General features: G+C 61.4%; 12 protein-coding genes and 1 pseudogene. 10 read left to right on the forward strand and 3 right to left on the reverse strand.

Features of this window, described 5'->3' with window-relative positions:
- Positions 1-25: 25 nt before the first annotated feature.
- Both ACTJKM_RS34440 and ACTJKM_RS34445 read right to left on the reverse strand, forming a co-directional pair.
- Positions 26-259, reverse strand: a complete 234-nt coding sequence (locus ACTJKM_RS34440) for a hypothetical protein (RefSeq protein ID WP_058329494.1) — start codon at positions 257-259, stop codon at positions 26-28.
- Between the two features lie 99 nt (positions 260-358).
- Positions 359-571 (reverse strand): hypothetical protein, encoded by a 213-nt coding sequence (locus ACTJKM_RS34445; RefSeq protein ID WP_156437093.1) that lies wholly within the window; start codon positions 569-571, stop codon positions 359-361.
- Between the two features lie 172 nt (positions 572-743).
- Here ACTJKM_RS34445 and ACTJKM_RS34450 point away from each other — a divergent pair.
- Positions 744-938: pseudogene (locus tag ACTJKM_RS34450) on the forward strand (transposase); the annotation flags it as partial.
- Between the two features lie 11 nt (positions 939-949).
- Entirely contained in the window at positions 950-1,669 is a 720-nt protein-coding gene (locus tag ACTJKM_RS34455; RefSeq protein ID WP_058329495.1) for a HoxN/HupN/NixA family nickel/cobalt transporter, read from the forward strand.
- 166 nt (positions 1,670-1,835) lie between these two features.
- Here the strand turns inward: ACTJKM_RS34455 and ACTJKM_RS34460 are convergent, their stop codons facing one another.
- A complete protein-coding gene (locus ACTJKM_RS34460; RefSeq protein WP_058329496.1) occupies positions 1,836-2,759 on the reverse strand; it encodes a LysR family transcriptional regulator in 924 nt (307 codons plus the stop codon).
- Between the two features lie 123 nt (positions 2,760-2,882).
- Between ACTJKM_RS34460 and ACTJKM_RS34465 the strand changes: the two genes are divergently transcribed.
- The 8 genes from ACTJKM_RS34465 to ACTJKM_RS34500 form a co-directional block, all read left to right on the forward strand.
- Positions 2,883-3,929, forward strand: a complete 1,047-nt coding sequence (locus tag ACTJKM_RS34465; RefSeq protein ID WP_058329497.1) for an aromatic ring-hydroxylating dioxygenase subunit alpha — start codon at positions 2,883-2,885, stop codon at positions 3,927-3,929.
- Positions 3,930-3,941: 12 nt separating this feature from the next.
- Entirely contained in the window at positions 3,942-5,042 is a 1,101-nt protein-coding gene (locus ACTJKM_RS34470; protein WP_058329498.1) for an FAD-binding oxidoreductase, read from the forward strand.
- Between the two features lie 59 nt (positions 5,043-5,101).
- Positions 5,102-6,211: a histidinol-phosphate transaminase gene (gene hisC, locus ACTJKM_RS34475; RefSeq protein ID WP_063893430.1), complete on the forward strand. Its 1,110-nt coding sequence runs from the start codon at positions 5,102-5,104 to the stop codon at positions 6,209-6,211.
- A gap of 108 nt (positions 6,212-6,319) precedes the next feature.
- Positions 6,320-8,284, forward strand: coding sequence for a DUF2817 domain-containing protein (locus tag ACTJKM_RS34480; protein ID WP_156437095.1), 1,965 nt, complete (start codon positions 6,320-6,322; stop codon positions 8,282-8,284).
- A 77-nt stretch (positions 8,285-8,361) separates the two neighbouring features.
- Positions 8,362-9,159 carry a transporter substrate-binding domain-containing protein gene (locus ACTJKM_RS34485; protein WP_058329499.1) on the forward strand — a complete coding sequence of 266 codons (798 nt, stop codon included), beginning with the start codon at positions 8,362-8,364 and terminating at the stop codon, positions 9,157-9,159.
- Positions 9,160-9,254: 95 nt separating this feature from the next.
- A complete protein-coding gene (locus ACTJKM_RS34490; protein WP_058329500.1) occupies positions 9,255-9,962 on the forward strand; it encodes an ABC transporter permease in 708 nt (235 codons plus the stop codon).
- Positions 9,963-9,965: 3 nt separating this feature from the next.
- On the forward strand, positions 9,966-10,652 hold the full coding sequence (locus ACTJKM_RS34495; protein ID WP_058329501.1) for an ABC transporter permease: 687 nt from the start codon (positions 9,966-9,968) through the stop codon (positions 10,650-10,652).
- Positions 10,653-10,700: 48 nt separating this feature from the next.
- Positions 10,701-11,593 (forward strand): alcohol dehydrogenase catalytic domain-containing protein (locus ACTJKM_RS34500; RefSeq protein ID WP_440661836.1); only part of this gene is annotated, 893 nt, incomplete at its 3' end.

Here is an 11,593-nt window from a genome sequence, read left to right on the forward strand (position 1 = left end):
ATATGGTTTTATTCAGGGGCTCATTTCAGCGGTTGCGTTTTTTCCAGTCCCGATACGGCGCCAGCAACTGACCCGGAAAGCGCTTTCCGATTTCTTCCTCGATTAATCCAATCCGCGACAGCACCTCATCGCGTTCCGTGCCTTCAACGGATTCGCTTGCAGCCTCCAGATCGTTCATGACAGAAAAAACCTCGTCCTCTGTCATCGCTGTAAGCCGGGCGGCAAATTCTGCGACGGGGATGTTGTTGAAGTTCGTCATGAATAACCTCCAACCTTCCAAACCATAAATCTTGATGTCGGCTCGAAGTTCCAACGAGGCGGGAAACCATTAGGGGCGCGGGAGGTTTTGCGCCTTGGCTCAAAGGCGGTTTTCGTTGGCTCGTCGCAGCCGAAGGGCCGGCACAGCCGGCGCTTCGGCGGGTCTGCCCCGCTGTTGACGCATTTCGCCCTCGATGTGCTTTTGGCTATCGCTCGCGTCCGCCTGCTGGGTCTCGATACGACGCCGCTTCAGCCCGGAACTCAATATTCTCCACCGTCCGGACACTGTCGCCGGCGCAAGCAGTTCGGTCATTGGGAGTGTGATCTCATTCGGTTTCGCAAGAAGAATTCGGGAAGGCCAATGTGACGTCGCTGTTGAGCGGGGCAGCCGCTTTGCGGTATTCCAGCGCAACACGACCGTCAGTCGCGGCTTGGACGGGCTGATCCAAGCTCGGCAGTCCCTGTCCCATCTCGCCCGCCGGTCGATTCCCTTTGACAGCGGCACGGAACTCACCGAGTGGCCCTATCTGCGGGGCGACGTCCGGCGGCGACGCTGGACAACGGAACTTAAACTGCAGATCATCGAGGAGAGCTATGCCCCAGGGGAGACGGTTTCCTCTGCGGCTCGGCGGCATGGAGTTGCGCCAAACCTTCTCTATCGCTGGCGTCGCACTGAACTGGGCATAAGAGCTTGCTGCAGACAATCATAGACACCCAGCGGGACATCTATCTCGCCTTCGCGGAGCATATCAAAGCCTTCGCGAATGGCGGCGGCTGGAGTGCCTTCCTCGCGTTCCTACCGATGGGGATCGTCTTTGGCGCAGTGCATGCGTTGACACCGGGCCACAGCAAGGCTCTGCTCGCCACCTATCTGACCGGGTCGTCAGCCGGGCTCACAAGCGGGCTCACGGTTTCGATCGCGCTGTCGGTCACCCACGTTACCATGGCCGTCCTCATCGCGTTGTTCTCGCTACCACTGGTCTCGGTCATGCTCGGAAGCGCTGGTTCGGCCCCGCTGCTTGAGGACATAAGTCGCGGTCTGTTGGGAGTGATCGGAGCCTGGATGCTCTGGAGCGCATTGTTCCGGCCACCACATTTTCACGGCGAAGGAGAACACGTCGCCGTCGGTCTCATGGCGGGCCTCATCCCCTGTCCGCTGACACTCTTCGTCATGACCTTCGCCATGTCCCGCGGTGTCCCCGAGGCAGGCATCATGTTTGCAATCGTGATGATGACCGGGGTCGCCTTGACGCTCTCCGGCGTCGCGCTGGCAACGGTGTTCTTCCGCACGCGATTAGCGAGCCTGCTCGCCACGCGGCATGAACTTCTAACCAAGATGTCGAAAGCCGTGGAGGCCGCCGCAGGCACAATTCTCGTTGCCGTTGCAGTCCACGAGATCATAGCGCGTTGAACGAACTGTTACCTTCGTAATGGTATCATCGCACCATATCGGGTGGGATCTTCCGGAGCCATTAGGGTTTGTGGGGCAACCTCGTGCGCGAAGGGGTGGATGGCGGCCTGCACCGTGGCAGAGTGAGGAGCCATTTTCTTCAAAGTTAAGAGCATTTTAGCGTGTCTTAACTTGGGATCGGCGCCGACATTTGATCTTGTTGTCTCGCAACCCCGAGCAGCCATTTGTGAAACATCTGTCCAAACGGCTTTTCGAGAGCAGCGCGGTCCCAGGCCAGATAGTAACTCTCCGGCAGTTTCATACGAATATCGAAGGGAACAATCAGGGTCCCGGACGCGATCTCGTCCTTGACCATGGAAACCTGGGCGAGGACGAAACCCCTGCCGTTTACGGCCGCGTCGATGGCACTGCTCGACAGAGTAAAGGAGAGACCCGAGAATTTCTGGCCGCCATCGGCGTTGACCAACGCCGCCCAGTCATTCCATTGCGGCGAAGCCTTGTAGTCATCCTCCCACTCCACGTTGAGGAGGGGAAACTTCAGGATATCGCGCGGAGTTTCGAGGCTGCGTCCCGCGATCAGCGTTGGCGAGCAAGCCGGAACGATCCAGTCCGTAAACAGATTGGCCACATGTTCGTGGACATAGGACCGTCGACCGTAGGTGATGCGGAAATCCACCTGCTCGATACCGATGCGGGGCTCCTGCTCCTGGCCGAGGATGCGCACGCTCGATTCCGGACAGAGTAATTGCCAGTCGAAGATTTTGCGATTGACCCACTTGTTGGCGACCGACGTCAGCGCACTTAGAACGATGCTGGTCTCATTCCTGGCGCGGGTGAGGACGTTCGCGGCATGGGAGAGTTGCTGAAAGCCTTTCGCGACCTCGCGATAGTACAGCCGTCCCCATGAAGACAGTTCAACCCGCCGCCCGCGGCGCTCCAGCAATGTCAGGCCAAGACATTGTTCCAGGTTTCGGACCAGTTGGCTCACGGCGCCGGGCGAAACGCCGAGATCTTCAGCGGCGGCACTAACCGAGCCACATCGACCGATTGCTTCAAAGGCCTGCAAGCCCCGCAACGACGGGTTCGGCATCGCACAACTCTCCTCGTCCAGCCACTCCAATTTAGATTTTCTAAAAAAGAACGCAGGCGTTGGCAACTTGTTGGCACAAAGAAAACGTCGAACATTCGCTTAACAAAACGCAAGGAGAGCGAAATGTTTCTCAAGAATGCCTGGTACGTTGCAGCCTGGGACCACGAAGTCGGCCGCGAGCTGAAGCCCATTACGATACTCGGCGAAAACATCGTCCTTTACCGCAAGCAGGACGGTCGGGCCGCCGCCCTCGAGGATGCCTGTCCTCATCGGAAATTGCCGCTCTCCATGGGACGCATCAAGGGTGACGACGTGGAATGCGGCTACCACGGCCTCACCTTCGACTGTTCTGGAACCTGCACGCGGGTGCCAGGCGCCGAGCGCATTCCGCACGTCGCCAAGGTGCGCTCCTACGCGGTCCATGAGCGCTACGGGCTGCTCTGGATCTGGATGGGCAATGCCGCTCAGGCGGATCCGAAGGATATCTTCGAAGTCGAGCATTTCGGTGACCCCGCGTGGGGCATCAATCGCGGCGAGTCGATGACCCTCAACTGCAATTACCTCTACATGACGGACAACCTGCTCGACCCGTCCCATGTCGCCTGGGTCCACCAGTCGTCCTTCGCAAGCTCTGCCTGCGAGGAAACGCCGCTTGAGACGACCGTGAAGGACGACGGCGTCACCGTCTGGCGCTGGATGATCGACTCGGAACCGGCCCCGTTCTATGCGCCCTTCCTGCAGTTTAAGGGCAACACCGACCGCAAGCAGCACTACGAGGTGCGCTATCCGAGCAACGCGATCATCAAGGCGATTTTCGCGCCCGCCCATACGGGTGGCGAAGGCAGCGTGCTTCCTGAGAACACCTTCCTCATGGACAGCTACAACTTCATGACCCCGGTCGATGAGAACCGGACCAAATACTACTGGTTCCAGATGCGCAACTTCGCGCCTGATGACGAAAAAGTATCGGCGAGCTTTGCCAAATCCGTACGCGGCGCCTTCGAGGAAGATCGCGTTGTCCTGGAGGCTGTCCATTACGGAATGGCCAACATGCAGACGCCGAACCTCGACCTGAAGATCGATGTCGGTCCGATGCGCTTCCGGCGCAAATTGGCCCAGCTGATTGCCGCCGAAGCGCAAGCCGATCCGACAAGCGCTGCTGCTGAATAGGGTTTGATCCGGATGTTCGATGCCGCGGCCTCACGCTTCCGCCCCTTCGAAGTCGTCTCGAAGGTACGCGAAAGCGACACCATCACGTCATTCCGTCTCGCCCCTGTCGAGCCGCAGCACTGGCGGTCATTCGAGCCGGGACAGTTCCTGACGATCCGCGTACCCGGCCGCAAGGGCGGACATGTCCTGCGCAACTACACCGTCTCTTCCTCGCCCCGCGAGGAGGGTACGTATCGGATCACCGTGAAGCGAGAGGCTGCCCCTTCGCCAGGCGTGCCGGAGGGATTGAGCTCCTGCTGGCTCCATGACCAAATCGAACCCGGCGCCCTCGTCGAGATCGACCCGCCGCGTGGCGCATTCAAGCTCGACAGCGCGAGTTCCCGGCCCGTGGTGCTCCTTTCCGGCGGCGTCGGGTTGACCCCGACAGTCTCGATGCTGGATGTGCTGGCACGGGAAAGCGACCGCCGCGTCTGGTTCATTCATGCCTGCGACAGCGCCGCCGTCCATGCCCTGCGGGCAGAGGTCGAGGATTTGGCCGCCTTGAGGACTGGCATCACTCTGCACTTCTGCTACCGCCAAGCCGCAAGCAGCGACCTCGAGGCTCCCCTATGCCATTCGACGGGTTTCCTGACGCGCGCCACGCTTCAGGGACTTCTCCCGCTCGACGACTACGACATCTACATGTGTGGGCCACCGCCCTTCATGCGGGCCCTTTACAGCATTCTGATCGACCTGGGGGTGCGCAAGGAACGCATCGCCTATGAGTTCTTCGGGCCGGCGAGCCTTCTATCGGAGACGGGGCAAACCACGGCGCGACGTGCCGTGACGCGCACTGCCGAACCAACCACCGGGGGGGATGGCTTGCACGTCGTCCTTCAAAAGTCGGGCCAAAGTCTGACCTGGGATAGCGGGAGCGAATCCATCCTCGCCTTCCTGGAGGCTGAGGGCATCGAGCCCGAATTCTCCTGCAGGGCTGGGGTATGCGGGACCTGTGAACAGGGTCTCGTCTCGGGCGAAGTCGACTATTTCGAGGAACCTCTCGACGAGGTGCCGGCAGACCGCGTGCTGCTTTGCTGCACCCGACCGAAATCCTCGATCGTGCTCGACCTCTGACCGCCCAGAACAAGAGGCTGCGGCCTGAACCAGGCTGTCCAATCCCCGAAGGAGGATCCGTGACAAAACCGCTCCATTCCGAAATCCCGCTCAATCCCCATGTCGCCGGCCTGCCGCCATATAATGCCGGCATGAACATTGCCGCGGCGCGACAACAAAGCGGTCGCCAAGACATCGCGGCGCTTGCCAGCAACGAAAATCCGGATGGCTGTTCGCCGCGTGTTGCAGCAGCACTCGCGAACCTCGATCCCTCACGCTACTCCGACCCAGCCTGCACAACGCTGCGCGCAGCGCTCAGCCAGAAGCTCGGCATTTCCGCTGATCGCATCGTCGCCGGTAACGGCTCGGAGGAGATGATCGCCGCAGTCTGTCGCGCGGTGCTGCGTCCCGGCGCCGTCGTGGGCACGGTCTGTCCCGGCTTCGGGCTGCACGAGATCGAAGCTCTAGCCAATGGCGCCAAGGTTGAAAAAGTCGCGATGCGGCCGGACCTGGACTTCGACATACCGGCGATTGTCGCCATTCTCGAGCGCGCGCCGGCGATTTTCTTCCTTTCCTCCCCGTCCAATCCGGTGGGGCCGGCGCTCGACCGTGAGGGGCTGAAGCGCATTCTCGCGGCGGTCAGGCATGAAACGCTTCTCGTGCTCGACGAGGCGTATTTCGAGTTCACGGACGAACACACGCCCGACGGCCTTTCCGCGCTCCCGGCGACGGACTTGTCCTGGGTGGTGCTGCGGACCTTTTCCAAGGCCTATGGGCTTGCGGGCTTGCGCGTCGGCTATGCCGTGACATCCGATGTCCGGCTCGCACGGGCCGTGAGCGCCGCCAAGACGCCCTTCAACGTCAACGCCGCCGCGCAGGTCGCCGCCGTCGCCGCACTGGAAGACGAGGCATGGATGTCGTCTTCGGTCGCGATGCTGAAACGCGAGCGGGTGCGCGTCGCCGACGTTGTGGCCGCCATGGGGCTTAGATCAGCGAGGTCGCAGACGAACTTCCTGTTCATCGATGTCGGCCGAGACGGTTCCGCGACGATGGCGCACTTTCTGTCGAGCGGCATCATCGTCAAGCCGTGGAAGGAGGAAGGTTATGACACCTTCATCCGCGTAACGATCGGTACTCCTGCGGAGAACGACCGATTTCTCGACGCACTTCGCGCTCTCGCCAAGGGATAGGCGCGCGACCTCCCTCTCACACAAAACAAAGGGGCACTCCAAGCCCTTCGGGAACGAACAATGAGCGGAAACGCAAGCCTCTATAAGATGAACCGGGAGCCCAGTCGCATGTCCCCATCAACGCCTACCGGTCTTTTCGCCGGCGATTTCTCGGCCCTGCGCGCCCGGTTTCTCGCCGCCGCGCGCACCGCTGGCGCCAGCCTGGTTGAATACCTGCACCCGTTGCACGGCCCGAAGGGAGAGCGGCTTGCGACCGACGTTGCCTATCTTGGGCGCAGCGATGCCGAAAAGCTGATGGTGCTGATCTCCGGCACCCATGGCGTCGAGGGTCCCTTCGGCTCGGCCTGCCAGACCGCATGGCTTTCGCAGAATTCGCCCTGGCAGCTCCCCGATGACACCGCCGTCCTGGCAATCCACCTCATCAACCCCTGGGGCACCGCCTGGTCGCGTCGGGTGAACGAAGACAACGTCGATCTCAACCGCAATTTCATCGACTGGCCGAAGGGCGCGCCGAAAAACGAACGCTATGCCGCCCTGCACGGAGCGCTCGTCTGTCGTGCCTGGGACGGGCCGGAGCGCGATGCCGCGGCGCAAGCCTATGAAGCCGCGAAGCATCAGCTCGGCGGCTATGTTGGCATCGCCCCGATCGTGGAAGCCGGCCAGTATGATTTTCCAGACGGTCTGTTCTACGGCGGCGACGGTCCGGTCTGGTCCAACCGTACCCTCATCGAAATCCTGTCGACATTCGCTCAGCAGGCCGCCGAAGTCATCGTCTTCGACCTGCACACTGGCGCCGGCCCCTATGGCTATCCTGCGCTCCTCTCCGTCGCCGAGCGTGAACATGCCGGCCTCGAATGGGGGCGGCGCATCTTCGGCCCTGCCCTCTCGATCGTCGTCACCGGCCAGAATGCGACGACGGATACCGGCATCGCCGCGACGGCCACGGGCTATGTCTCCGCCGCGGTGTGCAATGCGCTGCCGAAGGCACGCGTCCTGCCTCTGGTTGTCGAATGCGGAACCCTCGACGGCGCCACGGTCTCCGATGCGGTTCAGGCGGACAACTGGCTTCATATGTTCGGCAAGATCGACACACAGCTCGGCAGCAAGATCAAAGAAACCCTGCGCGCCGCCTTCATTCCCGAGGACGCCGACTGGCAGCGCACTTGTCTTGCGGCTTCGCTGCGCCATTTCGACCGCGCTTTCGCAGACCTCAAGTCGGTCGGCGGCGCGGGCGCCGAAAAACCTGTTCCTGCGGCGCAGGCTGTCACCGTCGTCGCCCACCCGGAAGCCGGCGGTCCGAAACTGGATGAAAGGCCGGCGATCGAGGTGCACGACATCCACAAGCGCTTTGGCCCTCTTCCCGTGCTCAACGGCGTCAACATCTCTGCGCAGCCGGGAGAGGTCGTCTCGATGATCGGCTCTTCCGGTTCGGGAAAGAGCACCTTCCTGCGCTGCATCAATCTGCTCGAACAGCCGAACGACGGCCGCATCATCATCGACGGCGAAGAAATCCGCATGAAGAAAACGCCGGACGGCAGTGCTGCACCTTCCGACATGCGGCAGGTCGAGCGCATCCGCTCGCGCGTCGGCATGGTGTTCCAGAACTTCAACCTCTGGCCACATATGACGGTTCTCGAAAACATCATAGAAGCGCCGCTGCACGTCCTGAAGGAGGAGCGGCAGGCAGCCGTCGACCACGCACACGCTCTCCTGAAGAAGGTCGGCCTCTCCGACAAACACGCCCAATATCCCGGCCAGCTGTCCGGCGGGCAGCAACAGCGTGCAGCAATCGCCCGCACGCTCGCCATGCGGCCGAAGCTCATTCTCCTGGACGAGCCGACCTCCGCGCTCGATCCCGAGCTGGTCGGCGAGGTGTTGCGCGTGATCCGGCAGCTTGCCGAAGAAGGAAATACGATGATCCTCGTGACGCATGAAATGCAGTTCGCGCGCGAGGTCTCGCACAAGATCCTCTTCCTCCACCAGGGAAAGGTGGAGGAAGAGGGTGCCCCGGCGGAGGTCTTTACGAACCCACGTTCCGAACGCATGCGCCAGTTTCTGGCCCGTACGCTCTGACGCTCCGCCGTCATCAACCGTCCGGGGACATCTCCGGACAAGAGCCAACAAGAATGCTCAGCAAGGGGAACCAAAACATGAAGCTGAAAAGTCTATTGCTCGCCACGTTCTTCGCCACCGGCCTCACCGCGGCCCAGGCGGCCGAGGGCGAATTGTCGATCGGAACGGAGGGGGAATATCCGCCATGGAGCATGGCTGACTCCACCGGCAACGTCACGGGCTTCGACGCGGATGTCGGAAACCTGCTCTGTGCCAAACTGGAGATGAAGTGTCATTTCGTCGTGCAGGCCTTCGACGGCCTCATTCCAGCGCTGAAGGCCAAGCGTTTCGACATCATCATTTCCGGCATGTCGATTACCGCCGAGCGCAAGAAGCAGATCAATTTCTCGGTCGGCTATGCGGAACTCGCCAACATGTTCGTGGTCAAAAAGGATTCCGATCTTGCTGGCGTCAAGGACATCGAGACGCTGCTGACATCGCTCGACGGCCGCACGGTCGGCGTCCAGGCTGGCACGACCCATGCTCATTTCATGGAAAAGCGGGCCTCATCCGCCGTCCTGAAGACCTATGACACACTCGACCAGATGCAAATCGACCTCGCCAGCGGCCGCGTCGAGGCTGCGTTTGCAGATGCTTCCGCCCTTCAGGATTTCCTGGCGCGTCCCGACGGCAAGGACTTTCAGTTCGTCGACGTCAAGGTGTTGAGCACCTTCGACCCGACACTCGGCGAGGGCATTGGCGTCGGCATCGCGCATGAGAACACCGAACTGAAGGCCCATATCGACAAGGCGCTCTGCGAACTGGTCGCCGACGGCTCGATCGGCAAGGCCAGCCAGACCTGGTTCAAGACGGACATCTCTCGTCCCTGCCAGTAACGGCAACGGCATCTCCCGGAGAAAGAGAGAATGTCAGGCCGCTCCTTTCTCCGGGGCTTTATCCGACAGGACAATGCGAAGGTTAGGCGGGTTCGATGGAACTTGGATTTTGGCAGGTATGGGAAGGCGGCTGGGTTTCGGCGATCCTGCGCGGAGCGGCGATTACCATCGCCCTCGGCATGGCGAGCATGGCCTTTGGCATCGTTATCGGCGTTACCTGTGGCCTGATTAAATGGGCGCGGCTTTTCCCACTGACGTTGGCGGTGGACTTCTACACGTCGATCGTGCGCGGCGTGCCGGAGCTTCTGATCATCTATCTCCTCTTTTTCTCCTCGGTCGAGTTCGCGGCCCGGGTCGCCGCGGCGTTCGGCTACGAGGGGCTGGCTGGCAACTATTACGCCTTCACCATCGCGGTCGTCGCGATCGCTGCCATTTCAGGGGCCTATTCAACGGAGGTCGTGCGGGGTGCTCTGGCTGCCATTCCAGGCGGACATATCGAAGCGGCGCGGGCGCTTGGGATTCCAGGCAGGCGCATTTTTCGCCGCATTATTGCCCCTCAGATGCTGCGAATTGCCGTACCGGGTATGAACAATGTCTGGCAGACCACGATCAAGGATACCGCTCTTGTCTCCGTGGTCGGTTTGCAGGAATTGATGCGCGCCGCGTTTGTCGGCGCGGGTTCCACCCGCCATCCCTTCATCTTCTATTTCATCGCCGCTCTCGTCTACCTCGCGATCACCTTGGTCAGCCAGGGTGGTTTCGACTGGATCGAACGCCTTCTGCGCCCCCGTACGAGGAAATAGGTCATGGATTTCGAACTCGTTTTCCTCGCAGTTCCGACCCTCGCCAAGGGACTATGGCTCACCGCGATCCTGACGATCACCTCGGTCGCCATCGGCTTTAACCTCGGCCTGGCGCTTGCGGTCATGCGCCTGACGAAAAACAGGGCCATGAGCAGTTTTGCCAAAGGCTACAGCACCGTTTTTCGCGGCACGCCCCTGCTGGTACAGCTCTTCCTCTTCTACTACGGCCTCGGGCAGCTTGCCTTCGTTCGGGACAATCCCGTGCTCTGGTGGATCGTCGGTGACGGCGCCCGTTGCGCGGTCATGGCACTCGCTCTCAACACCGCTGCCTATACTTCGGAGATCCTGCGGGGCGGCCTCATGTCCATTCCGGGAGGGCTCGTCGAAGCTGCGCAGGCCTGCGGCATGTCGAGGCTCCTACGCTTTCGCCGGATCACGTTTCCCCTCGCCATCCGGCAAGCCTTGCCAGCCTATGGCAACGAGCTTGTCCTCGTCGTCAAGGGAACGAGCCTCGCCTCCACCATTACCGTTCTGGAGATCACCGGCCATGCAAAGCGGTTGATGAGCCAGACCTATGCAATCCTCGAAATATTCGCCATCGCCGGCGTGCTTTATCTCCTGATCAACCTGGTGCTGATCACGCTCGTGCGGCTCTTGGAAGCCCGTCTTACACGCTTTCTGCCCCGTTAAGACCGATCGCCTGAAGTGACTGAAAACCTTAAGAGAAAGAGAAATACGATGGACGTACGCGCCGCCGTTGCCGTTCAGGCAGGCAAGCCGCTCGAGGTCATGACGGTTCAGCTCGAAGGCCCAAAGGCCGGCGAAGTGCTGATCGAGGTCAAGGCCACCGGCATCTGCCACACGGACGACTTCACGCTGTCGGGCGCCGATCCGGAAGGCCTGTTCCCGGCCATCCTCGGCCATGAGGGCGCCGGCATCGTCGTCGACGTCGGCCCGGGCGTCACCTCGGTGAAGAAGGGCGATCACGTCATTCCGCTCTACACGCCCGAGTGCCGCTCCTGCCCGTCGTGCCTGTCGCGCAAGACCAATCTCTGCACCGCGATCCGCTCGACCCAGGGCCAGGGCCTGATGCCCGACGGCACCTCGCGCTTCTCGATCGGCAAGGACAAGATCCATCACTACATGGGCTGCTCGACCTTCGCCAACTACACGGTGCTGCCGGAGATCGCCGTTGCCAAGGTCAACCCGGACGCGCCGTTCGACAAGATCTGCTACATCGGCTGCGGCGTCACCACCGGCATCGGTGCGGTCATCAACACGGCCAAGGTCGAGATGGGCGCGACCGCGATCGTCTTCGGTCTCGGCGGCATCGGCCTCAACGTCATCCAGGGCCTGCGTCTTGCCGGCGCCGACATGATCATCGGCGTCGACCTCAACAACGACAAGAAGGCCTGGGGCGAACGCTTCGGCATGACCCACTTCGTCAATCCGAAGGAGGTCGGCGACGACATCGTTCCCTACCTCGTCAACATGACCAAGCGTGGTGCCGACCAGATCGGCGGCGCCGACTACACCTTCGACTGCACCGGCAACACCAAGGTGATGCGCCAGGCGCTCGAGGCCTCGCATCGCGGCTGGGGCAAGTCGGTCGTCATCGGCGTCGCCGGCGC

The sequence above is a fragment of the Ensifer sp. 22460 genome, assembly GCF_052044935.1.
GTDB lineage: Bacteria > Pseudomonadota > Alphaproteobacteria > Rhizobiales > Rhizobiaceae > Ensifer.